This is a genomic window from Nocardia wallacei (assembly GCF_029869545.1).
GTDB classification, from domain to species: Bacteria; Actinomycetota; Actinomycetes; order Mycobacteriales; family Mycobacteriaceae; genus Nocardia; species Nocardia wallacei_A.
The window spans coordinates 19972-43123 of the sequence record NZ_JARWQD010000309.1 but is presented as its reverse complement, the minus strand read 5'-3'; the positions used below and the strand labels follow the sequence as shown (position 1 = coordinate 43123).

The window sequence follows — 23152 nt, the reverse complement described above, 5'->3', positions numbered from 1 at the left end:
CGGTACGACCGATGTACTCCAGCACGCCACCGTCACGCCACACCACGAGGTCGCCGGTGCGGTACATCCGCTCGCCGGGGACTCCGCCGCCGTTCGTCCCCCCGCCCGCGGCGCCGCCGCCGGTCATCCCCCCGCTCGGGGCGGCGCCCCCCCTCGCGCCCCCCCCCCCGGGGGCCGCCCCCCGGGGGGCCGGGTTTCCTTTTAATATCGCGACCAGGTCCTCGGGGTGCCGTGTCGCGATGAGCGGCGAGGGCCTCGCCGAGTTCGGCGCCGTCGAGCATGGCCAGATCGGCGCCCTTGCCGCACGGGGCCGTCGGGTAGCGGACTCGGCCTCGTGGACGACGACCGGAATGCCATGAATGTGCAGCACGCCTTGCGCCTCGGATACGAAGGGCCGCAGGGCGACCCGGCTAGGGTGGTGTCGTGGATCTCACCGATCGGACGTATGTGGTCACCGGTTCGGCGTCCGGCATCGGCGCCGCGACGACCGCATTGCTGCGCGCCCGCGGCGCCCGTGTCATCGGATGCGATATCGACAACGCCGAGGTCGCCGCCGACCTGTCCACGCCCGAGGGTCGGCGGTCGCTGGTCGATCAGGTGAACGGGTTCGGGCCGATCGACGCGGTGCTGGCAATCGCCGGGGGAGGCAGGACGGGCCTGCTCGAGACGAACTACTTCGGCGCGGTCGCGACGCTGCAGGGCCTTCGGCCCTTGCTCGCCCAGAGCCCCGCACCGCGCGCGGTGGCGGTGTCGTCCACCTCCGCGCTGGCGCCGGCGGACGACCGCATCATGCGGGCCTGTCTGGACGGCGACGAGGCCGCGGCGGTCGCCCTGCTCGCGGCCGATCCGTCCGCCGGTGGCGATACCGGCGGATACGGGATCGCCAAGCGAGCGCTGAACCGCTGGGTGCGCCGGGCCGCCCCGACCGCCGAATGGGCCGGATCCGGCATCGCCCTCAATATCGTCGCACCGGGTGTCGTCGACACTCCCGCGGCGGCCTGGATCCTCGCCGACGACGAGGTGCGCACAGCCGTCGAAACCACTGCGCCACAACCGTTCGGGGGTTTCCCGGGGCGGCCGGAGTGGATAGCCGAGCTGCTCTGCTGGCTGACGAGCCCGGACAATCGGTTCGTGACCGGTCAGGTCATTTTCGCCGACGGCGGTTCGGAGTCCGCTCTGCTCGGCGACCTGCACTGGCGATGACGCGACCGCCCCGCTGCGGCGTGGTCGAAGATCACCACGGGTTCACGTCGGCGACGTCGGTGGCCCACCTCGACGACCCCGCCGTATCGGCTCACACGGTTTCGAGCCAGGCGAGCAGCCGGGCACCCTCGCGTTCCATCACGCTCGGGTCCCGCAGGGCGTTGGCCATCAGCGACATGCCCTGGTAGGCGCTCACGAGGGTGAGAGCCGATCCGTCCGGATCCGGGCGGCCCAGCTCGCGGAACTGATGCTCCACCCAGGCCAGTAGCGTCCGAATGACCTGCCCCACTTCGGCATCCAGGCGGTCGTCGGCGCGTTTGTCCAGCTCGACGGCGAGAGTGCCGGTGGGGCAACCATATTGGGCGGTGAGGTCGCTCCGACTCACCCATGCCTCCACCAGACCCGTGAGGCGGGCCCGGGGATCGGCGAGCGCATCCAGTTCGCCGGTGAGCAGTTCCAGCTGCCGCGCGTGCTCGGACAGCGCGGCGGTGACGAGCTCGTCCTTGGTCTTGAAGTAGTAGTACACGTTGCCCACGGGGACCTCGGCGGCCCGCGCGATATCGGCGATCGTGGTGCGCTCGGCGCCCTGCCGATGGATGACCTCGGCAGCGGCCCGCATCAGCCGCTGGCGCTTGGCTCCGGCGGCCCGGCGCCGAGCGGATTGCTTCAAGTCAGTCACCTGACTAACTATACGCGCGCGGGGTGTGCTAGCGTGATCGAAGTAAGTCAGTCAACTAACTAAGGAAGTCTAATGATCGTTGTCACCGGTGCCACCGGAAACGTCGGCCGCGCGCTCGTTCGCGCCCTCGCCGACCGAGGAGAGCGGGTGACGGCCGTATCCCGCCGCATCACGGCCACCGATGTCCCGCCCGGGGTGCGCGCGGTCGCCGCCGACCTGGCGCAACCGCCCGCCGAGATACCGGCCGCGGCGGATGCGGTGTTCCTGGTGATCGGCGGGGATCTGATGATGACGGGCGACCCCGCGCGCGTCGTCGCGCCGTTCGCGAAGTACGGCAGGATCGTGCTGCTCTCCTCGCAGGGGGTGGTCACCCGCCCGGATTCGGCGTCGCACGGCCGGGCGTTCGCCGCCTACGAGGAGGCGGTCATGGATTCCGGGAGCGAGTGGACCCTGCTGCGTTCCGGCGGTATCGCCTCCAATGCCTTCGCCTGGGCGCCGTCCATCAGTGCGACCCGCACCGTCGCCGCGCCCTTCGGCGAGATCGGCCTGCCCGTCGTCGATCCCGACGATATCGCCGCCGTCGCCGCTGTCGCGCTGACGCAGCCGGGTCACGCGGGGGCGGACTACGAGTTGACCGGGCCCGCGCTCACCACCCCGCGCGAGCGCGCGGCCGCGCTCGGCGCGGCCGTCGGCGAGCCCGTCACCTTCATTGATCAGACCCGCGAACAGGCGCGCGCCGAGATGCTCGCGTTCATGCCCGCCGCGGTCGCCGACACCACCCTCGACATTCTCGGCAGCCCGACGACCCGCGAGCAGGCCGTCAGTCCCGACGTGGAGAAGGTCCTGGGCCGGGCCCCGGGCACCTTTGCCGACTGGGCACGTCGCAATGCCGCGGCATTCCGGTGAGGCAAATGATTACTTGACGGCCGGTAAGCAATGCTCCTACCCTGCGAGGGCCGGTACGGACGACGGAGGGCGGGGATATGCCGGGGATCAGCGTGCTGTGGCCGGAACCTGCGGAACCGATGGTCGTGGACGCGGCCGCGGTGACCGATCTCCATATAGATCGGATCATCACCGCGATCGTGGGCCGGGACGAATACGACCTGCGCCCCTGGTTCGCCCGGCCGGTGCGCGACCCCGGCACGGTCCGATACCGCCAGGAGGTGTTCGCCGACCTCACCGGCGAATCGGTGCGGGCGGCGTGCACCGACTTCGCGGCGGGGATGCGGAGGATGCGCGAACGACTGGCCTGGCGGGATCGGTTGCCGCACCCGATTCAGCGGCAGCGAGGGCAGCTCGCCGCCGCGGCGGACTACCTCGAGACCGTCGCGCGGTTGGTCGAGGCCCTCGCCGCGCTGCCGCTGACCTCCCGGGCACTGACCCGATGGCGCGAGTTCGTCACCGGCTACGTCGCCGGGCCGGACTTCGACGGCCTCGCCGCCGACGTGCGCCGGGCGCGGCGGGCGCTGGGGGAGGTGCGCTACGGTCTGCGGCTCGTCGGGCGGACCCTCGAGGTGACTCCCGCCGAGGGCGCGGCGGACTACAGTGCGGCGATCGCGGATCTGTTCTCGCGCTTCGGAGGTGGGGAACCGCGGGCACCGCGCGAGCGCTCGGAATGGGACGACCTGAACCAGATGGAGGAGCAGATCCTCGATCGGGTCGCCGCGCTGCATCCGCCGGTGTTCGAGCAACTCGGCGAATTCGCCCGCCGATACGAGCATTTCGCGCATCCCGACGTGACGGCCTTCGACCGGGAGATCCAGTTCTACCTGACCTACCGCACATTCGCCGAGCGGGTCACCGGCACGACGCGGGCCATGTGCCTGCCGCGGGTGGCATCGCGAGGCGACCGGATCCACGCCGCGGACGCCTTCGACCTCGCCCTGCTCACCCGCCGCGACCGCGATGCCGCGGTGGTGTGCAACGACTTCCGGCTGTCGGGACCGGAGCGGGTGCTGGTGGTGACGGGCCCGAACCAGGGCGGGAAGACGACCTTCGCCCGCACGGTCGGCCTGCTGGTCTACTTCGCCGCGCTCGGCTGCCCGGTCCCCGCCCGCTCCGCGTGCCTGCCGCTACCGGACCGGGTGTGCACGCATTTCGACCGCGCGGAACAGGCGACCGATCCGGACGGCCGGCTCGCCGACGAACTCGTGCGCATCCGGCACACGCTGGACACGGCCACGGCCGACAGCGTGATCATCCTCAACGAGAGCTTCAGCGCGACCGGTACCGCCGACGCCGTGGCGATCGGCCGCGACGTCCTCGACCGGATCGTCACCCGCGGGTCGATCGCCGTGTGGGTCACCTTCTTCGACGAACTCGCCCGCACCGGCCCGGCGACGGTCAGCATGGTCGCCGCCACCGAGCCGGGGGATCCGTCGCGGCGGACGTACCGGATCGAGCGCCGCCCGGCCGACGGGAATGCGCACGCCACGGTTCTCGCCGAACGCTTCGGCCTGACCCGCGACCTCGTCACCGCCAGGATCGCATCGTGCGGGTGAACCTCCTCCATCCCAGCGGGCACCGTGCTCGACCGGCGCCGGTCGGGGACTCGACGCTCGGCGATCTCGGGATCGACATACTGTGCGGCGCAATGGCCGCCGATGATCCGATCATCCTCGAGGCGGTCCGGGCCGTGCTGGCGGCACCGGTGACCGACCCCGAGGTGATTCGCTACCGACATGCCGTGCTGGCCGACTGTCGCGCGCATCCGGCGGCGGTGCGCGCGCTCTACCGGATAGCCATCGAGGCAACGGAGGTCAAGCGCTGGATGGTCGGACCGGCGCACCACGCCAACGGCAAACTGCTCCTCGCGCTGCAACCGCTGCTGGAGCTGGTGGCATCCCTGCGGCGGCTGCGCGCCCACTGCGACCGCACCGGCGGGGTGTTCCGATCGGCCGGATTCACCGATCTGGTCGCCTGCGTGGCCGCCGAACTCGACGACGGCTACCTCGACAGCATCGAGACACAGCTCACCGCAATGGATTTCGAGCACGGCGTACATCTCAGCGCCGGACTGGGTGCGGGCAGCGCCGTCGCGGACATCGTGCTGCACGAGCCGATCCGCCGTCGCCGCTTCGGATTCGATCGTCGCGCGGGCGACGCCTTCCGCGTCATCGAGGAGCCCGAGCCCGAATTCGATCCCGTCATGCAGTTGCGCGGCCGGGCGCTGTCCGGGATCGCGGAGGTCGTGAGCGATGCGGCCGATCACGTGCAGGACTTCTTCCGGCGCCTGCGCACGGAGTTGGCCTTCTACCTCGGCTGCCTGACGCTGCACGACCGCTTGACCGCCGCCGGGCTGCCGGTGTGCCTGCCGACACCGCACCCGGCCGGAACGCCGCGATTGCGCTGCACCGGGCTGTGCGATATCGCGCTGGCCTCCGAGTGGTCCGCGCACCGGAAATCGGCACCGGAACCCGGCCGTATTCCGTTGGTAGGCAACGATATCGACGCGATCGGGCGTTCGCTGGTGGTCGTCACCGGTGCCAACAGCGGCGGCAAATCGACCTTGCTGCGCAGCGTGGGCGCCGCCCAGTTGATGATGCAGGCGGGGATGTTCGTCGTGGCCGACGCCTTCGAGGCCGATGTCCGCGACGGTGTGTTCACTCACTTCGTCTCCGACGAGGACCGCACGATGTCGCACGGCAAACTGGTCGACGAACTCGCGCGGATGAGCCGCATCGTCGACCGCATCCGCCCGCATTCCCTGCTGCTGTGCAACGAGTCGTTCTCCTCCACCGGTGAGCACGACGCCACCCGCATCGCCGGGCCGCTCATCGATGCCCTCGTCGCGGCCGGGGTCCGGGTCCTCTTCGTCACCCACCTCTACGAATTCGCCCGGCAGCGTTACCATTCCGCGCATCCGGCCGATCTGTTCCTGCGCGCCGGTCATCACCCCGACGGCACCCGAACCTTCCGTTTCGCCCCCGCGCCACCCGAGCCGACCAGCCACGCCGCGGATGTGTTCCATCGGATATTCGGCCGCATGCCGGGACAGCCTCCCGCTCATTCGGCCTCCCCGTAACACTCCACCACCGCCGTGGTGAACGGGAATCGCACCGGAGTCCGGCCGAAGACGATCCGCCCCGCCTCCTCGGCCGCGGTGCCGATCGCCGCGGCGACCGTCGCGGCCTCCTCCGCCGGGCAGTGCACGATCACCTCGTCGTGCTGGAAGAACACCAGCTCGGCGCGGAGCCCGTGGTGCGCCAGCGCATGCCGCACACCCGCCAGCATCAGCAGGGCCCAATCCGCGGCGCTGCCCTGCACCACGAAATTGCGGGTGAAGCGCCCGCGGGCGCGCGCCGCGGAGGTGCTGCCGTACCCGTCGGAACCCTCGGGGAGGTCCGCCTGGTCGGCGAGCGCGGACAGCGGCGGGCAGGTGCGGCCCAGCCACGTGCGCACCAGCAGACCCTGCTCACCGGCGCGGGCCGCGTCGTCGACATATCCCACCGCGTCCGGATAGCGGCGCCGCAGTTCGGCCATGTGGGTGAGGGCGTCGCCGGAGGTCTGGCCGTAGATGGCGCCCAGCAGCGCGATCTTGGCCTGGGCGCGGTCGCCGCCGAAGGCGCGGGCCGCCAGGTCCGCGTACAGATCCTCGCCGCGACCCGCCACCTCCATCAGGCCCGGGTCGCGCGAGATCGCGGCGAGCACGCGCGGTTCCATCTGGTCGGCGTCGGCGACCACCAGGCGCCACCCCGGGTCGGCGCGGATCGCCTGCCGGATGACCTTCGGAATTTGCAGGGCGCCACCGCCGTTGGTGGTCCAGCGGCCGGAAACCGTTCCGCCGGGCAGATATTCGGGGCGGAAGCGGCCGCCGTGCACCCACTGCTCGAGCCACGCCCAGCCGTGGGCCGTGTACAGGCGATACAGCGATTTGTAGGCCAGCAGCGGCGCCACCGCGGGGTGGTCGATCCGCTCGAGCTCCCATTTCCGGGTGGAGGACAGCGAGATGCCCGCGCGGGCGAAGGCCCTGATGATGTCGTTGGGCAGGTCGGGGCGGACCCGTGTCCGGTCGCCGAAGGCGCGCGACACCTCGTCGGCCAGTTCGGCCATCCGCCGCGGTTCCGACCCGCCCGGGAATCGCTCACCGAGCAGCGTGTCCAGCAGTTCGCGGTGGACGTCGGCGCGCCAGGGGATCCCGGCGCGTGACATCTCCGCGGCCACCAGCATGCCCGCCGATTCGGCGGCCAGCAGCAGCCGCATGCGATCCGGGTGTTCGGCCCTCGCCGTGCGGGCGAGCTGGCCCGCGTAGACCTCCAGCAGGGCGGTGAAGTCGTCGGTGCCCGGCGGCAGCGGCACCGGACCCGAGTCGAACAGCGATGGCTGGGTCTGGGCGGCCCGGGCGGGGGAGTCCGGCGGGACGGGCAGCCGGTGCAGCCTGGCCCACGCGGCGGCCAGGGAGCGCGCCTGCCCCGACTGGCCCTCCTCGTGGCCGATCAACAGCGATTCGGCGGCCTCCACGTCGTAGCAGCGCTCGACCCGTACACCGGCGGCCAGCAGCGGGCGGTAGATCTCGGCCGTGGACCGCCAGACCCATCGCTCGACCCCGGGGCGGGTGCGCACCGCCTCGACGAGCGAGGGCTCGCTCAGCACCGGCCCGGCGGGCCTGCCGTCCCGGTCGAGCGGGCACAGGCGCGCACCGCCGTCGCCCGTGTCCGCCACCGCCCATCGCATGCGCCGAGTCTTGCAGCAGGCACCGACAGCAAATGCCGGGGGCGCCGCGTTACTCCTCGGGCACCCCGAGCACCTCGCGGCCCACGACCCCGGCGACCACTTCGGTCGAATACGCCATCAGCTGGCCCGCCTCGGCGTCGCGCAGATGCCGCTGGATCGGCGACCGCTTGAGGTAGCCTGACGCCCCGCCGATCCGCACCCCGAGCTGCGCCACCTCGACGGCGAGCTTGTTCGCCAGATACTTTGCGCGCGAGAGGTTTCCGAAGAAGGCCGGGACGGCGTTGTCCGCCTCCCACAGCGCGCGGTCGTAGAGCGCGTGGGCCGCCGCCAGCCGCGTCTGCACATCCGCGACCTCGTGCTGCACCCACTGCTGATGCGACAGCGGTCTGCCGAGAATCTCGCGGGACCGGGCATGTGCGACCAGGGCCTCCAGCGCGGCGTCGGCGATGCCGAGCGACAGCGCGGGCAGACCCGCGGGGATGATCGCGAAATCGGCGAAACCCGGCCTGCGCCCGCGGTATTCGGCGCGCAGGACCGTGTGGTCGAAGGAGAGCAGCTGGCTGCGGGTGGCGCGCAGTCCCAGCGTGTCCCAGATCGGCACGACGGTGACCGTCTCGTCGGGCACCACGCCGAAGAACGTCGGCTCATCGTCGACCCGGGCGTTCACCAGCAGGTAGTCGGCGATCTCGGCGCCCGATACGAACCGCTTCGCGCCCGTGAGCGACCAGCCGCCCGCCACCGCGACCGCCTCCTGCTGCGGATTGAGGAAGCGGTTGCCGCTGGCGGGCTCGGACAGCGCGTTCGCGAACCGCTTACCCGCCAGGAATTCGTCGGCGAAGAAGGAACCCAGCGACTCGGCGGTGATCTCGGCCAGCGCCACCCCGGCCCCGGCGTGCATCACCCAGATCGTGGCGGTGGAGGGATCGGCCTCGGCCAGCGTGCGCACGATCTGCCCGAAGGTCACGTAGCTCGCGCCGAACCCACCGACCCGCTCGGGCAGTACCGCGCGGTCGACCTGCGCGGCGTGCAGCGCCTCCAGGTGACCCACGGCGATCTCGGCCCGCTCGTCGAATTCCGCTGCCGCCGCGGCGAATCCGCCCGCCAGCTCGTGGACGCGGTCGAGCACCTGCTGCTCGAAATCGCGAAGCGGGGACGGGAACTGCACACTGGTCACAGAAGCTCTCCTCGAAGAATCCGGTGGCCGGTCGGCCCGCGAATCAGCGTACGCAGCCGCCGCGCCGATCACCCACCTCGCCAGCTACGAAGACCGACTGGTCCGATTCTTTATCGGGCGGTGCTTTCCCACGACCCGGCGGTGGGGGACCATGGACCTGTGGTGCGACGCGCACCGCGGTGTTCTGCGAATGTTCCGCGATCTACTTCCGCTACGCAGGAGGACGAGGATCAATGGCAACCGTTCGGAACCACCGGCGTCCCGCTCTCATCGTCACCGCCCTCGCCGCGATCGGGCTGGGCGCGATGTCGACCACGACGCCCGCCTTCGCCGACAACCCCAATACCATCGACGTCAATCGCATCGGGCCGGAGAACCTGGAGATCGTGTACAACTGCCAGGCCACCGCCGGAGTCGTCGGTATCAAGGCGATGGTGGGTGCGCCCCAGGCGGACGCCCCGTCCGCCCAGGGTGCGCAGAACGCCGTCACCTGCGACGGAACACAGCAGACCACCGTGGTCGTGCTGACGGGTACGCCCTTGTCGAGGGGGCAGGAGGTGCTCGTGAACGCCGCCCTGGTCGATGCCACCGACACCGTCGTCGCGGGTCAGAAGAAGAAGGCGACCCTCGGCTGACATCCCGTCGCGACTGAGCAATTTCGGTCAAACGCGGCGTCGTGGGGCGCGCTTACAGTGGGCCGATGCGCGAAACTCCGGAAGAACTCGAGCACCTGCAGGCCCTGCTGGACGCGTCTCTGTCGCGTTCGTCCACACATCTGCGCTCGATCATCAATAGCGAACGCACCCTGACCGCGGCGCAGCTCACCGAGGTCCTCACGGGCATGTGCACCCTCGCCCTGTCCACCGTGACGGCCACGGGCGAACCGCGGATCAGCGGTGCGGACGGTCATTTTCTGCACGGCAGCTGGCATTTCGGCACCGCGCGCACCGCGGCCAAGGCCCGCCATCTCGCCGCCCGGCCCGCCGCGAGCGCGGCGTACATGCGAGGCGAGGACCTGGGTGTGTTCACGCACGGACATGTCGACATCCTCAATCCCGAGCACGGTGCGCCCGACGCGCAGTGGCCCGAACTGCTGGCCTACTTCAAGGACTTCTACGGCGAGGACGGCTTCGACTGGGACCGGGAGGTGGTCTTCTACCGTCTGCGCCCGCAGTGGATGACCGTCTACGCGCCCGACTTCGCGAAGCTCACGGCGGGGTAACTAGAACGAGTTTCTCGCTATACGGGGCCGCGGGCGACATCGCCCCGGCCCTGTTCTCCTCTCACTCTCGATTTGACGGCACCCAGGCGCTAGGCTGAATCTGCAACGTGTTCTAGTGTGTCGGCGAAGACCTTTCCAGCGCCGGAAGACAAGAGGAGTCCACCAGGCCATGCGTACCGAGATCTGCGAACGACTGGGTATCGACGTTCCCATCTTCGCCTTCACCCACTGCCGCGACGTCGCCGCCGCGGTGAGCAATGCCGGCGGCCTCGGCGTTCTGGGCGCGGTCGGTTTCACCGCCGAGGAGCTCGAGGTCGAGCTGGCCTGGCTCGACGAGCACGTGCACGGCGTGTACGGCGTGGACCTGGTGATTCCGTCCAAGTACGAGGGCAAGGGTGTCGAGGGCCTGACCCCACAGGAGCTGGAAGCCCAACTGGCCAAGCTGGTTCCGCAGGAGCACCGCGATTTCGCGGAGAAGATCCTGACCGATCACGGCGTGCCGCACCTGCCGCCGGAGGAGCACCACAATCAGCTGCTGGGCTGGACCGCCACCACGGTCGCCCCGCAGATCGAGGTCATCCTCCAGCACCCCAAGGCGAAGCTGGTCGCCAATGCGCTGGGTACCCCGCCCGACGATGTCGTCAAGCAGATCCAGGACTCCGGGCGCCTGATCGGCGCGCTGTGCGGCTCGGTCAAGCACGCGCTCAACCACAAGCGGGCCGGGCTGGACTTCGTGGTCATGCAGGGCACCGAGGGCGGCGGCCACTGTGGCGAGATCTCCTCGGTGGTGCTGTGGCCGCAGGTCATCGACGCGATCGGGGATATGCCGGCGCTCGCCGCGGGCGGTATCGGCAACGGTCGCCAGGTGGCCGCCGCGTTGGCCATGGGGGCGGCGGGTGCGTGGACGGGATCGCTGTGGCTGACGGTCGAGGAGGCCAATGTGCCGCCCGCGCAGATGCAGACCTACATCGATGCCACCAGCCTCGACACGGTGCGCTCGCGCTCGTGGACCGGCAAGCCGTGCCGGATGTTGAAGAACGACTGGACCGAGGCATGGGAGCGGCCCGATACGCCGAACCCGCTGGGCATGCCGCTGCAGATGATGGTCGCCCTCGACGGCGTCAAGCGCGGTCACCGCTATCCGGAGGCCGCGAAGGATGTGAACTTCAATCCGGTCGGCCAGGTGGTCGGGATGATGAACAAGGTCGAACGCTCCGCCGATGTCATGCAGCGGCTCATCGAGGAGTACCTCGAATCCTGCGAGCGGCTGAACAAGCTCAACAACGCCTGATCGGAGCGACCGCCGGTCCGGGACAACGAGTTCCGGACCGGCACCGCCCCGCGGTCAGCCGGGTGGCGTGCCGTTCATGACGACACGCTGTCCGTCCCAGTGGAATCCGACCTGGGTGTGGGCTCCGTCGTCACAGGCATTGCAGCTGCCGGGGGTCTTGTAGTCGAGGACGACGGTGTCGTCCGTGCTCGCCGAGGCGGCCAAAGTGGTGAATCCGTAGGCCTTTTCGGTGGCCGTTCCGACATATTCACCGCGATGGAACAGCAGCGCGTGCTGCGGCGAGCTACCCGTCGCGCCCTCGATCGTGACGATCGCGGTGGACAGGGTGACACAGGGGTCGAAGTTGCCCGCGAGGGTGGCGGGGTCGGCGCTCCAGGGCGTGGCCGTCACGGGCTCGACCGGCAGCCGTGCGATCGCGTCGCGCACCACCGGCGAGGCGAGGTCGACACCGCAGCGCGCCCGGGGAAGCTGCTGGCGGGCCGATTCGCGGGGTGCCGGGCTCGGCTCGGTGGACGATCCGCACGCCGTGAGCGCGCAGCCCACGGCCAGCGCGGCCGCCGCGACGATGCTGTTTCGGAACACTTCTCGCCGACCTCCTCCGGTACGGACCGTTCGCTGGTGTCCACAGTATCGGGGCCCGCGCGGTCCGCGGCGGAGGTCCGACAGGCGGCCGTCTGTGACTCCGATTACTGAATCCACTGTCGGGCTTGCTGTTTGCTCGCACCGTTGACACTGTGGTGTCCCGAGATGAGAAGTGCATACGACGGGCCGTCGCCGAGCGGCCGAAAAGCGATCCCGGCCTTGGCCGTTGCGTATCCGACACCGCGACCGACACTCGGCGTGAACGACGTTGCTGAGTGGTCGCGCGCCGTTCACGTCGCCGGAACCCGGTGCGCGAGTCAGGGGGATGGCGCATGATTTCCGCAGCGGTACAGCAATTTTCGGGACGGTGCGTGGTGAGCGGCAACAGAGACGAAGACGTCGTGCGAGTCGCAGGGGCGTCATCATGAAACGGGGCTCCCGCACATCGAGCCCGCTGCGCCGCGGAATCACCTTGGTCGCACCGGTTCTCCTCGCGGTCGTGCTGGCCGGGGGGTATGTGCTCATCGACGAGCTGGGCTCGAGGAACGACGGTAAGGACCCGATCGCGGTGGCGGGCAAGGACGTTCCCGAACAGCTCGCCAAACTGGTGGTGGCGCCGGAGGCCGCGATGACCGGCTACACCCGCGAGAAGTTCCCGCACTGGGACACCAACAAGGCCGAACACGGTTTCGGTGCCGAGTTCACCCGGTACGAACGCTGCGAAACCCGTGACGTGATGCTGCTGCGCGACGCCACCGGCACGGTGACGCTCGACCCGAAGACCTGCAAGCTGACGGTAGGCAAGGACGGCGGCTGGCGCGATCAATACGGCGTGCTGGACCGGAAGTCGGGTCAGGTCAAGGACTACAAGTGGATCACCGACCCGTCCGGCGTCGACGCCGAGCACATCGTCGCCCTCGCCGAGGCCTGGCGCTCGGGCGCGGCGAGCAAGGACGAGGACACCCGCCGTCGCATCGCCAACGACGCGATCAACCTGGTGGCCGCCGACCCGTCGGCCAACCGGTCCAAGGGCGACCAGGATCCGTCGGACTATCTCCCGCCGGGCACCTTCCGGTGTGCCTATCTCGATCGATACGTCAAGGTCAAGATAAAATACGCGTTGACGATCGATCCGGACGAGCAGGCCGCCCTGCGCACCGCGGTGGGCGACTGCGTGGCGCGAGGAGAGTTCAAATAAGCGAAGTCGTCGAGATCGCCGAGAAGGCCGCCGTCATGACCGAGGAGGAAGGGACGGTGTCCGGAGAGCTCGATGTCTGCCTGGACGATTCGGGCAGGGGAATGGTCCGCTACCGCGGCACCGACACCTGGTACACCATCGGCAATCTGGAGGCCGACCCGCCCCGCACCTGGATCGCGGTCACCGACCTGGCGGCCGCGATCGTCGCGGGAATCGGGGAACGCGACGCGGCCGGAAACGTCGTCCCGTTCGAGGCGTAGCCGTCACGCCGACCGCTCGGCCCGCCCTCGCACCGCCTCGGTCATCTCGCCGAACCCACGCCGCAGCGCGGATCCCAGGGCCGCCGTCACCACCGGCTGCAACCATCCGGCGAGTTCGAAGTGCGAGGCGTAGCGGCAGCGACCGGCGTCGAGCGGCGTCAGCGTGTGTGAGCGCATGCTGTGCAGCGCGCCCAGGGGCACCGGCTTCATCGCGTAGCTGAATTCGGTTCCGGGCGTGTGCGACCGGATCCATTCCCGCTGCGCCTTCGCGCGCGGACCGACCAGCCGCACCCGCATATCGATCGGAGCGCCGGGCTCCAGGGTGGTGCGGCATCCGGTGACGAACGGATTCCACTCGCCGTATGCCGCGAAGTCGGTGAGCACCTTCCACACCACCGCGGCGGGTGCGTCGATGTCCACGCTGTCGTCGATCACGAAGGCCATGGCACGACAATACTGAAACCGGTTCTATTCCGGCACACCGGTGTGGCATAACAGTCTCGCAAAACGAACGGTCATTCTTGACAAGCCGGGAACGCCGGGTGAACACTGAGAATTGTTAAGTGGAGTGATCATCTCCTCTTAGGAGGTCGCCGTGGCCCATCCGCCCGCCATCGTCTCGCTGCGTGATCCGCGGGCGCAGCATCCGGCGCTGTCGGGCGCCAAGGCCGCAACCCTGGCCCAGGCCGCCCACCGCGGACTGCCCGTGCTCGACGGATTCGTCCTCACCACCGCGTGGCCCGACGGGGGCCGGTTGCCCGAGATCGAATGGCGGCGGCTGACCGTCGGCGGGCGGCGCCCGCTGGTGGTGCGGTCGTCGTCGGTCGCCGAGGACGGCGCCGAGCAGTCCATGGCGGGCCTGTTCACCTCCGTTCTCGGCGTGGAAGATTGGGCGGCCTTCACCGAGGCCGTCGGCCGGGTGCGGGCCTCGGGCGAGGCGGTCGCGGCGACCTCGGACGGCACCACCGGGGCCGCCATGGCGGTGCTCGTACAGCCGTTCCTCCGCGCGGCCTGGGGCGGAGTCCTGTTCACCGCCGACCCGATGAGCGGCCGCCGCGATCGCATGGTGCTGACGGCGGTGCGGGGCGGCCCCAGCGAGGTGGTGGACGGCAGTGCGGCGGGGTGGACCGCCTCGCTCACGCGGCGAGGCCAGGTGCGCGCGGTGCTCACCGCCGACGGCCCCGAACTGCCGGTCATGGTGCGGCGCAAGGTGATCCGGCTGGCCTCCCGCGCCGAATCGATCTTCGGCGCGCCGCTGGACATCGAATGGGCCGTCGACGAATCCGGCCGCGCGGTGCTGCTGCAGGCGCGGCCCATCACCGCGCTGCACGGCCCCGGCGAGGGCCCGATCTTCGGCCCGGGCCCCCTCGCCGAGACCTTTCCGGACCCGCTGCGCCCGCTGGAGCAGGATCTGTGGCTGACGCCGCTGGCCGAGGGGCTGCGGGTGGCGCTGGACATGACCGGAACCGTCTCGGCGCGCCGGCTGCGCACCTCCCAGGTGGCGACCGCCGTCGGTGGTATCGCGGTGGCCGATCTCGAACTGCTGGGGGCGATCCCGCCGCGGCACTCGCTGCTGCGGCTGCTGGATCCGCGGCCCGGCGCGCGCAGGGTGGCGGCGGCCGTGCGGGTGGGGCGACTGGCGGCCGCGCTGCCGGACTTGGCGCGCAGCATCTGCGAACGGGTCGACGGCGACCTGGCCGAGGTTCCGTCGCCGCAGGCGCTCGGCAACGGGGAACTGCTGGATATCCTGCAGCACACCCGCACCGCGCTGCGGGCGGTGCACGGCTACGAGGCGCTGGCGGGCATGCTCACCCGCGATCGCCGCCCGGGGCCGACCGCGGCGGCCATGGCGTTGGCCGCGGTGGCCGAGGCCCGCGCGGCCGGACTGTCCGACGAGCAGGCGATCGAGGAGTATCCGGTGGTGCTGGCGTTGACCCCGCCACGCATCGGTGCACCCGGCGCACTGCCGCAGCAGGTGCTCGAATCCCCGATTCCCGACGGCGAATTCGGCGACCTGCCGGTGGCGCGGGAGGCATTGCGCCTGCGGGCGCGCTGGATTCAAGAACTCGGCGCCCGGGTCGCCGCCGAACTGGGGCGGCGTCTGGCGGTCGGTGGCCTGCTCGACGAGGCCGAGGCGGTGACCGCGCTGCGATTCGACGAACTGCACCGGGCCGTGACCCATCGCGTGCTGCCCGCGGATCTGGCCGAGCGCGCGGCACCGGAATCCGCCCCCGTACCCACGGAATTCCGCTTCGCGGACGGCGTCCCGGTCGCGGTGACGCGAACGGTGAGATCGCGCGCCCACGGCATCGGCGCGGGCGGCGGCACCGGCCGCGGGGTCGTGCATATCGGGCACCGGCCCCCGCCCGGATCGGTGCTGGTGGTCCGGCACCTGGACCCGCGACTCGCGGCGGTGGTGCCGCGGCTGGCCGGGCTGATCGCCGAAACCGGCAGTCCGCTCAGCCATCTGGCGATCCTCGCCCGCGAACACGGCGTGCCCGCGGTCGTCGGCTATCCCGAGGCGACGCGGCGACTACCCGACGGCGCCGAGGTCGAACTCGACGGCCGCACGGGCGCGGTGCGGATCGTCTCGGAATCGATGGAGGTGCGGTGATGATGCGCAAGTTCGGGGTGCTGCTGGCGGTGGTCACCGTGATCGCCACCGGCGCCTACGTTTTCGTCTACCTCTATCGGTGGGAGTGGAATCGCGCGATCATGTCGGCGACGCTGTTCCTGGCCGCCGAGGTGGCGCTGGTCGCGATGCTGATCACCAACCGGCTGCGGGCGTTGGGATCCCGGATCGCCGCGGAACCCGAGCGCCGCCGCACCGCCCGGATCGTGCACGCCGCCGAACCGCCGGCGCGCGTGAGCTTCGCGTGGCTGACCCCGCCGGAGTGCCTGAACGTGTTCGTGCCGGTGCTGCTGGCCGGGGGAGTGCTGCTGACCGGAATCGCCTGGGTGGTGGAGCGAGTGGCCCGCGCGACCGCGAAACCGGCTGCCACCCGGAGCATTACCGCCCGGCTGGATCGGTTGGCGCTGCCGCCGCGGGGATTTCTCGCCCCGGTCGAGGACCGCACCCGGCTGTTGCGCGGACCGCTGGTGCGGTAGGCCATGAGACCGCGGATCGTCGCCGTGGTCGCGGCGCTCGCCGTCGCGGCCACTGTGGCAGTGATTGCATTGGCGCAGGCGATGCAATTCCGCACCGACAGCGGCGCATCGGGCAGCCGCACGAGCGTGACCTTCGACGCGCGCGCCCGATTCGGCTCGCGCGCCGAGGATCCGGCGCTCACGGTGTGGAAGCACTGCCGCAGCATCGTCGGCCATGTCCGCCTCGTGGACGGGCCGACCGAGCGCGAGGGCGACTGGACCGTGCTGCTCGAGCCCGCACTCGGTGCCCATACCGAGCGCAGGTTCGTCGGCTGCCTCGAGGATCTCGGCGTCGACGGCATCATGGGCCGGGTGGTGAATCTGCAGCGCACCCATGCGTGACCGGTAGCGGCGGTCTCGTATCCACATGGGGCGCACGGGTTTATCAACAGCTACTGCTTCCATCCACAACTTTCGGTGGATGAGCGTGAACAACAGCTATTCCACATACTCGGGACAAAGCTGGGGACGAACGGGTCAGGCGGCGCCGAATGCGAGCGTGACGTTGTGTCCTCCGAAGCCGAAGGAATTGCTGAGCGCGTACGAGATTCGCTGCCGCCGGGGCTCGCCGTGCACGATATCGAGCTCGGTCCGCGGATCCGGGCGCTCGAAATTGAGTGTGGGCGGCACGATCTGGTCGCGCACTGTGCACAGGGTGAGGATGGCCTCCAGGGCGCCCACGGCGCCGATGGAATGTCCGAGCGCGGACTTGGGCGCGTACACCGAGGCGGCACCGGCAACGGCCGCAATGGCATTCGCCTCGGAGGCGTCACCGATCGGTGTCGACGTGGCGTGCGCGTCGACGTGATCGATATCGGCCGCGGTGAGCCCGGCGGCGTCGATGGCCTTGCGCATGGCCCGCGCCGCGCCCGCGCCCTCGGGTTCGGTGCCGGTGATGTGGTAGCCGTCGGAGGTGATTCCGGCGCCCAGGATCCGGCCGTGCGTGCGCGCGCGGCGGGCCCGCGCGAACTCCTCGGACTCGAGCACCAGCAGGGCCCCGGCCTCGCCGAAGACGAATCCGTCGCGGTCGCGGTCGAAAGGCCGTGAGGCGCGGGCCGGTTCGTCGTTGCGGGTGCTCATCGCCCGCATCATGGCGAAGCTGGCGATCGGGACGGCCTCGATGTAGTTCTCCACGCCACCGGCGATCACGACGTCCGCCTCGCCGGTGGCGATCAGCCGCCAGGCATGGGCGATGGCCTCGGCGCCTGACGAGCACGCCGACGTGGGCGCGTAGACGCCCGCCTTCGCGCCGAATTCGAGACCGACCCGGGCCGCGGATCCGTTCGGCATGGCCATCGGCACCGTCAGCGGCGGGACCTTGCGGTAGCCGCCCGCGCGCATGGCGTCCACGGCCGTGATGAAGGCGTCGCCGCCACCGAGCCCGGTGCCCACGGCCACGCCGAGGCGCTCGCCGTCCACGTCCGGCTTGCCCGCCTCCTCCCAGACCTGCCGCCCCAGGACCAGTGCCAGCTGCTGCACGTAGGAGTGGCGGCGCTGCTCGATGCGGCTGAGGTGCTCGCCCGGACGCTGCTTCAGCTTGCCGCCGATGCGGACCGGCAGGTCGTACTCGGCGACGAAGTCGTCGTCGAGCGGGCCGATGCCGCTGGCGCCGTCGAGCAGCCCGGCCCAGGTGCCGTCGAGGTCGGGGGCCAGGCACGTGGTGGCGACCATGCCGGTGACGACGACATTCCGCGCGGTTTGTGTAGCAGTTGGTACACCCATGATGTCATGAATACCTGTAGCGACCGCTACAGTCAATTCGTGCCCAGACCCCTCGACCAGGCGCGCCGCGCCGAACTGCTGTCCGGAGTGATCGCCTATATCGGCGAGTACGGGCTGACCGAGTTGTCGCTGCGCCCGCTGGCGGACTACCTCGGCACCAGCTCGCGCATGCTGATCCACTACTTCGGCACCAAGGAGCGGATGCTGGTGGCCGCCTTGGAAACCCAGCGCCCCGATATCGCCGCGCTGTTCGCCGATGTCCCCGATATCGCCGCGCTGCGACGGCGGCTGATCGAATCGTTCTGCGTCAACACCACCACCGACTGGGTGAGCAGCACCCGGGTGCTGCTGCAGGTGCTGGGGGTCGCGTCGGTACCGGGCAGCCCCTTCCGCGACTACGCCGACGACACGGTCCGCGAACTCGTCGGCGCGGTGACCGAGGTGCTCCGGCGGCTGGACCCCGAACTTCCCGACCCGGAATCGACCGCCACACTGCTGGTCTCGGGAATCCGCGGCCTGCTGCAGGACCGCCTCGTCACCGGCGACAACACCCGCGTCTCCAAGGCCGCCCGCCTGCTCATCACCCAGTCCCTGCCGCCCACCCCGTGACAACCACCGACCGGCAGGGTCAGCGGAAGTGGTCGGCGTGGGCGGCGGCCCAGTCGGTGAAGGTGCGGGCGGGGTGGCCGGTCGTGCGCACGACGGTGTCGACGGGGGTGGTGGAGTCCTCGGTGGGGGCGGAGTACCAGCCGATGACGTAGTCGGCGTCGGCTCGGGAGACGCCGGTGGCCACCAGTCGTTCGACGGCCTGTTCGTGGGTGATCGGGACGAAGGCGATATCGCGTTCGATCGTCTTGGACAAGATGGCGATTCGCTCGGACGGCGTCAGCGATTCCGGGCCGGTGAGGTTGTACGCGCGTCCCGCGTGGCCGTCGTCGAGCAGCGCGACGGCGGCCACCGCGGCGATATCGGCCTCGTGCACGAGGGCACTGGGGTAGTCGTAGGGCTCGCGCACGATGCCGTCGGTGCGGATCGACGCGGCCCAGGTCAGCGTGTTGGACATGAACTCCTGCGGTTCCAGGCGCGTCCATTCCACGCCCGAGTCCGCCACCGCCTGCTCGACCGGGCCGACCGCGCCGCCCCACAGCACGGTGATGCGCCGCACGCCCGCGTCGACCGCGTGCCGCACCAGCTCCGGGCCGACCTCGGCGAGCCCGGCCGTCACCGTGATGTGCAGGCGGTCGACGCCGTCCAGGGCGGCCGACAGGGTGTGCGGCTCGGTGTGGGTACCCACCACCACCTCCGCCTCGGGCGCCAGAACCTGCGCGGCCGCAACGGGATTGCGCGTCAGCGCCCGGACCGGCTCACCTCGGCGCAGCAGCTCTGCCACCACATGGCGGCCCGTATTCCCGGTAGCGCCGGTAACCAATGTCGTCATCGTCGAACTCCTCTCGTTGCCGACGACGCTAGAAGCTCAACAATCCTCGAGGTCAAGAACGTCGCCCGCGCGAGATTCGATCTCGCGCCGCGAGGACGCGGGCTATGGTGGCTCGCAACGACAGTGGAACTCGGGGGTCAATCGATGTCTTATGGTCCGCCGCCGGAGCCGACCGATCCGACGTGGAATCCCGGCCCGGGCGCCGGGTATTCGAGTCCGGCGCCGCCGGGCCCGAATCCTGCTCGGCCGCAGCAACCTTGGGCCCACCCTGGCGGGCAGGGCTGGCAGGGCGGTCCGCCGCCGACCGCTCGGCGGCAGGGGCTGGGGCTCGCGGCGGGCGCCGTGACCCTGGGCCTCCTCGGGCTGGTGCTCCCGTTCCTGCCCATGGATCTGACCGGTGTGCGGCCCTTCCTCGGCCTCCCGTTCGCACTGGGCGGACTCGTGCTCGGGATCATCGGCTGCACCGGCGGGCGTAGCGGCACGGGCCTGGCCGTCGCCGGGGTGCTCGTGTCGACCCTCGCGCTCGCCGTCACGGTCATCATGCTGCCCCAGGCGCTCTGAGCGGATCGCGTCGAGCCGAAACCTGGTGGGGGCGGTGAGCTGGTGGTTCGATACGGTTTCGGTGGAGGTTGTCGGGCCGAGGCGTGAGGGTTGCAGGGATGGCTGAGAGTTCGATCGCGTGGGTCGATGGGGCGGTGGTGACCATCGATCAGCGGGCGCTGCCGCACGAACTGCGGGAGCTCCGGATCACGACGGTCGACGAGGTCATCGAGGCGATCGCGACCCTCGCCGTGCGCGGCGCCCCGGCGATCGGCGTCTCGGGGGCGTTCGGCGTGGCACTCGCCGCGCGCGCCTACCCCGGGGACCCCGAGAAGGTGGAGCTGGAGGCCGCGCGCATCGCGGCGGCCCGGCCGACCGCGGTGAATCTGGCCTGGGGTGTGCGGCGGGCGCTCGCGAAGCTGCGGCAGGGCCCGCAGGCCGTGCTCGACGAGGCGCTGGCGATGCTGGAGGAGGACGGCCGGGTCAACCGGGCGGCCGCGACCCACGCCGCGGATCTGGTGCAGCGACTGTGCCCGGACCGGCCGCTGCGCATCCTCACCCATTGCAATACCGGGCGCCTGGCGACCACCGCGTTCGGGACCGCGATCGGTGCGCTGCGGGTGCTGGCCGAGCGGGACGCGGTCGAGAACGTGCTCGTCGACGAGACCCGGCCGCTGCTGCAAGGCGCCCGGCTGACCGCGTGGGAGCTGGCCGAGGCGGGGATCCCGCACCGCCTGACCATCGATTCCGCGGCCGCCTGGGCCATGGCGACCGGCCTGGTGGACTGCGTGATCGTCGGCGCCGATCGCATCACCGCGGACGGCTCGGTCGCCAACAAGATCGGTACCTACGGACTGGCGGTGGCCGCGCGGCGGCACGGGATCCCGTTCGTGGTCGTCGCGCCGGAGTCCACCCGCGACCTCGCGACCGCGACCGGCGCCGACATCGTCGTGGAGGAGCGGGCCACGACGGAGGTCACCCACGTGGGCGGCATCGCCACCGCGCCCGAGGGGACCGAGGTCTTCAATCCCGCCTTCGATGTCACCCCGCCCGATCTGGTGACCGCGGTGGTCACCGAGAACGGCGTGGTGGCCGCCACTCGAGCGAACGAGGAAGCCGGGCAGGCGAATCCGGCCGAACCGATAGCGGCGACCGCGCGCGGGTTGTACGCCCGCGGATGGATGCCCGGAACCGCCGGGAACCTCTCGGTACGGGCGGGAGAGACCGCGATCGTCACGGGCAGCGGCCTGTCCAAGGGTGAGCTGACCGCCGCGGACATAGTGACGGTGAACATCGCCGATTCCCAACGCGTTTCGGGAACCCGGCGCCCATCGGCCGAGACCGCGATCCATACCGCCGTCTACCGGGCCACCGGTGCCGACGCGGTGGTGCACGTCCATTCCCCGCATGCGACCGCGCAGTCGGTCGGGGCCCGGGAATCGCTCAGGTTCACCGGTTACGAACTCATCAAGGGCCTGGGCACGGCGGAAACCATTGACATCCCCGTATTTTCGAATCACTCTGACGTTCCGCGCATCGGTGCCGACATCGAGCGCCACCTGATCGAGCACCCGGATGCGCCGCCGGTGCTGTTCATCTCCGGCCACGGCATCACCGCCTGGGGCGCCACCCTCGCGCAGGCCCGCGACCGCGCGGAATGCCTGGAGGCGATGTGCGAGCTGGTGACGCTGACCGGCCGCCGCGAGATCGCCACCTCCCACCCGAGTTCCGAGGAGCAACCGCAATGACTCTGCTGCAGATCATGGCCGACAGCGAACCCGCCGAGGTGCGGCTGCGCACCGTCGACGCCGCGGTCATCGGCGACGAATTGGCCGAGCGCGGCATCGTTTTCGACCGCTGGCCCACCATGGCGGGACTGGACGCCGCCACCCCCACCGAGGACATCCTCGCCCACTACGACGACCGGATCGGCGAACTCAATGCCGACGGCCGGTACAAGCACATCGACCTGGCCCGGCTGCAGCCCGACGACAGCGACCCGCACTGGCAGGACAAGGCCGACGCGGCGCGCGGGAAGTTCCTGTCCGAGCATCGCCATGCCGAGGACGAGGTGCGCTTCTTCGCCGCCGGTCGCGGCTGCTTCTACCTGCACCTGGAACCGGAGGTCGTGGCGGTGGTGTGCGAGGGCGGCGACCTGGTGTCGGTGCCCGCCGGGACCAGGCACTGGTTCGATATGGGCACCCGCCCCGATTTCGTGGCCGTGCGGTTCTTCGAGGAGGAGGACGGCTGGGTCGGCGACTTCACCGGCGACCCGATCGGCTCCCGGTTCCCCACCCTCGACGAACTGGTCGTCGCGTGATCGCGGCCGTCGTCGTCGATATCGAGGGCACCACCAGCCCGACCGGCTCCGTGCGGGAGGACCTGTACGGCTATACGCGGCAACGGCTTCCGCAGTGGCTGCGCGACAACCGCGGCGGCGCGGCCGATCCGGTCCTGGCGGGCGCCCGCGAGCAGTCCGGGCGGCCCGATGCCGACGCGGCCGAGGTCGCCGAAATCCTGCGCGGCTGGCTGGATTCGGATGTGAAGGCCGCACCGCTGAAGACCGCGCAGGGCCTGATCTGTGCGGAGGGCTTCCGCACCGGCGCCCTGCACGGCGAGTTCTTCCCGGACGCGCCCCCGGCGCTGCGCGACTGGCATGCCGCGGGCATCGCGCTGTACGTGTACTCCTCGGGCTCGGTGCGCAACCAGCAGGACTGGTTCGCCTTCGCCCGCGACGGCGACCTCGCCTCGCTGATCAGCGGCTGGTTCGATCTGGCCAACGCCGGAGCGAAGCGGGAGGCGAGCTCGTACGAGAAGATCGCCGGGATGATCGGGGTACCGGCCGGGCAGATTCTGTTCCTGTCCGACCACCCCGACGAACTCGACGCCGCCGCGGCCGCCGGGTGGCGGGTGCTCGGCGTGACCAGGCCGGGGGAGCCGAATTCGCCTCGCGCCCCGCATCATTGGGTCGGCTCGTTCGCCGAAGTGGATCCGGGCCAGCGGTAGGTGGCGACCACATC

At 70.6% G+C, this 23152-nt stretch carries 24 protein-coding genes; 17 read left to right on the top strand and 7 right to left on the bottom strand.

Annotated features, from left to right (window positions below; all coding sequences use genetic code 11):
* Positions 1-423: 423 nt before the first annotated feature.
* On the top strand, positions 424-1203 hold the full coding sequence (locus tag QH290_RS27685) for an SDR family oxidoreductase (protein WP_280386092.1): 780 nt from the start codon (positions 424-426) through the stop codon (positions 1201-1203).
* A gap of 91 nt (positions 1204-1294) precedes the next feature.
* Here the strand turns inward: QH290_RS27685 and QH290_RS27680 are convergent, their stop codons facing one another.
* The gene (locus QH290_RS27680) at positions 1295-1882 is read right to left on the bottom strand and encodes a TetR/AcrR family transcriptional regulator (RefSeq protein WP_280386090.1); all 588 of its coding nucleotides are present in this window, start codon (positions 1880-1882) and stop codon (positions 1295-1297) included.
* Between the two features lie 72 nt (positions 1883-1954).
* Here QH290_RS27680 and QH290_RS27675 point away from each other — a divergent pair, with 72 nt between their 5' ends.
* The 3 genes from QH290_RS27675 (at position 1955) to QH290_RS27665 (ending at position 5909) form a co-directional block, all read left to right on the top strand.
* Positions 1955-2788 carry an NAD(P)H-binding protein gene (locus QH290_RS27675; protein WP_280386088.1) on the top strand — a complete coding sequence of 278 codons (834 nt, stop codon included), beginning with the start codon at positions 1955-1957 and terminating at the stop codon, positions 2786-2788.
* Positions 2789-2865: 77 nt separating this feature from the next.
* Positions 2866-4386 carry a MutS-related protein gene (locus QH290_RS27670; protein ID WP_280386086.1) on the top strand — a complete coding sequence of 507 codons (1521 nt, stop codon included), beginning with the start codon at positions 2866-2868 and terminating at the stop codon, positions 4384-4386.
* A gap of 92 nt (positions 4387-4478) precedes the next feature.
* Positions 4479-5909, top strand: a complete 1431-nt coding sequence (locus QH290_RS27665; RefSeq protein ID WP_280265483.1) for a MutS-related protein — start codon at positions 4479-4481, stop codon at positions 5907-5909.
* Here the strand turns inward: QH290_RS27665 and QH290_RS27660 are convergent.
* Both QH290_RS27660 and QH290_RS27655 read right to left on the bottom strand, forming a co-directional pair.
* Positions 5891-7558 (bottom strand): bifunctional 3'-5' exonuclease/DNA polymerase, encoded by a 1668-nt coding sequence (locus QH290_RS27660; protein ID WP_280386084.1) that lies wholly within the window; start codon positions 7556-7558, stop codon positions 5891-5893. The genes QH290_RS27665 and QH290_RS27660 overlap by 19 nt on opposite strands.
* A 49-nt stretch (positions 7559-7607) precedes the next feature.
* Positions 7608-8732, bottom strand: a complete 1125-nt coding sequence (locus QH290_RS27655) for an acyl-CoA dehydrogenase family protein (RefSeq protein WP_280265485.1) — start codon at positions 8730-8732, stop codon at positions 7608-7610.
* Between the two features lie 233 nt (positions 8733-8965).
* Here QH290_RS27655 and QH290_RS27650 point away from each other — a divergent pair, with 233 nt between their 5' ends.
* The 3 genes from QH290_RS27650 to QH290_RS27640 all read left to right on the top strand — a co-directional run bounded on the left by QH290_RS27650 (position 8966) and on the right by QH290_RS27640 (position 11245).
* Entirely contained in the window at positions 8966-9367 is a 402-nt protein-coding gene (locus tag QH290_RS27650) for a hypothetical protein (RefSeq protein WP_280265486.1), read from the top strand.
* Positions 9368-9432: 65 nt separating this feature from the next.
* A complete protein-coding gene (locus QH290_RS27645) occupies positions 9433-9954 on the top strand; it encodes a pyridoxamine 5'-phosphate oxidase family protein (protein WP_280386082.1) in 522 nt (173 codons plus the stop codon).
* 169 nt (positions 9955-10123) lie between these two features.
* Positions 10124-11245 carry an NAD(P)H-dependent flavin oxidoreductase gene (locus QH290_RS27640; protein ID WP_280265488.1) on the top strand — a complete coding sequence of 374 codons (1122 nt, stop codon included), beginning with the start codon at positions 10124-10126 and terminating at the stop codon, positions 11243-11245.
* Between the two features lie 54 nt (positions 11246-11299).
* On the opposite strand, the gene QH290_RS27635 is transcribed toward QH290_RS27640, so the two are convergent.
* Positions 11300-11827, bottom strand: coding sequence for an LppP/LprE family lipoprotein (locus QH290_RS27635; protein ID WP_280386080.1), 528 nt, complete (start codon positions 11825-11827; stop codon positions 11300-11302).
* A gap of 424 nt (positions 11828-12251) precedes the next feature.
* Here QH290_RS27635 and QH290_RS27630 point away from each other — a divergent pair, with 424 nt between their 5' ends.
* On the top strand, positions 12252-13025 hold the full coding sequence (locus QH290_RS27630; RefSeq protein WP_280386078.1) for an HNH endonuclease family protein: 774 nt from the start codon (positions 12252-12254) through the stop codon (positions 13023-13025).
* A gap of 35 nt (positions 13026-13060) precedes the next feature.
* Positions 13061-13285, top strand: coding sequence for a hypothetical protein (locus QH290_RS27625; RefSeq protein WP_280265491.1), 225 nt, complete (start codon positions 13061-13063; stop codon positions 13283-13285).
* A 3-nt stretch (positions 13286-13288) separates the two neighbouring features.
* On the opposite strand, the gene QH290_RS27620 is transcribed toward QH290_RS27625, so the two are convergent.
* The gene (locus tag QH290_RS27620; protein ID WP_280265492.1) at positions 13289-13729 is read right to left on the bottom strand and encodes an SRPBCC family protein; all 441 of its coding nucleotides are present in this window, start codon (positions 13727-13729) and stop codon (positions 13289-13291) included.
* 151 nt (positions 13730-13880) lie between these two features.
* Here QH290_RS27620 and QH290_RS27615 point away from each other — a divergent pair, with 151 nt between their 5' ends.
* Genes QH290_RS27615 through QH290_RS27605 form a run of 3 tightly spaced genes read left to right on the top strand, consistent with a single transcriptional unit; the run spans position 13881 to position 16774 of the window.
* Positions 13881-15899, top strand: a complete 2019-nt coding sequence (locus tag QH290_RS27615; protein ID WP_280265493.1) for a PEP/pyruvate-binding domain-containing protein — start codon at positions 13881-13883, stop codon at positions 15897-15899.
* On the top strand, positions 15899-16393 hold the full coding sequence (locus tag QH290_RS27610) for a hypothetical protein (RefSeq protein ID WP_280386076.1): 495 nt from the start codon (positions 15899-15901) through the stop codon (positions 16391-16393). Before QH290_RS27615 ends, QH290_RS27610 begins: the two co-directional genes overlap by 1 nt.
* A 3-nt stretch (positions 16394-16396) precedes the next feature.
* Entirely contained in the window at positions 16397-16774 is a 378-nt protein-coding gene (locus QH290_RS27605) for a hypothetical protein (protein ID WP_280265495.1), read from the top strand.
* A 135-nt stretch (positions 16775-16909) separates the two neighbouring features.
* On the opposite strand, the gene QH290_RS27600 is transcribed toward QH290_RS27605, so the two are convergent.
* Positions 16910-18154, bottom strand: a complete 1245-nt coding sequence (locus tag QH290_RS27600) for a KasA/KasB family beta-ketoacyl-ACP synthase (protein ID WP_280386074.1) — start codon at positions 18152-18154, stop codon at positions 16910-16912.
* Between the two features lie 39 nt (positions 18155-18193).
* Between QH290_RS27600 and QH290_RS27595 the strand changes: the two genes are divergently transcribed.
* Positions 18194-18763: a TetR/AcrR family transcriptional regulator gene (locus QH290_RS27595; RefSeq protein ID WP_280265497.1), complete on the top strand. Its 570-nt coding sequence runs from the start codon at positions 18194-18196 to the stop codon at positions 18761-18763.
* Positions 18764-18782: 19 nt separating this feature from the next.
* Here QH290_RS27595 and QH290_RS27590 read toward each other — a convergent pair whose 3' ends face one another.
* A complete protein-coding gene (locus QH290_RS27590) occupies positions 18783-19592 on the bottom strand; it encodes an NmrA family NAD(P)-binding protein (RefSeq protein ID WP_280265498.1) in 810 nt (269 codons plus the stop codon).
* A 144-nt stretch (positions 19593-19736) separates the two neighbouring features.
* Here QH290_RS27590 and QH290_RS27585 point away from each other — a divergent pair, with 144 nt between their 5' ends.
* From QH290_RS27585 to mtnC, 4 genes are all read left to right on the top strand, one after another.
* Entirely contained in the window at positions 19737-20153 is a 417-nt protein-coding gene (locus tag QH290_RS27585; RefSeq protein WP_280386073.1) for a hypothetical protein, read from the top strand.
* A 98-nt stretch (positions 20154-20251) separates the two neighbouring features.
* A complete protein-coding gene (gene mtnA, locus QH290_RS27580; protein WP_280386071.1) occupies positions 20252-21880 on the top strand; it encodes an S-methyl-5-thioribose-1-phosphate isomerase in 1629 nt (542 codons plus the stop codon).
* Entirely contained in the window at positions 21877-22452 is a 576-nt protein-coding gene (locus tag QH290_RS27575; RefSeq protein ID WP_280386069.1) for a 1,2-dihydroxy-3-keto-5-methylthiopentene dioxygenase, read from the top strand. Before mtnA ends, QH290_RS27575 begins: the two co-directional genes overlap by 4 nt.
* Positions 22449-23138 carry an acireductone synthase gene (gene mtnC, locus QH290_RS27570; RefSeq protein WP_280265502.1) on the top strand — a complete coding sequence of 230 codons (690 nt, stop codon included), beginning with the start codon at positions 22449-22451 and terminating at the stop codon, positions 23136-23138. The genes QH290_RS27575 and mtnC overlap by 4 nt, the downstream gene beginning before the upstream one ends.
* The last annotated feature ends 14 nt before the right edge of the window (positions 23139-23152 follow it).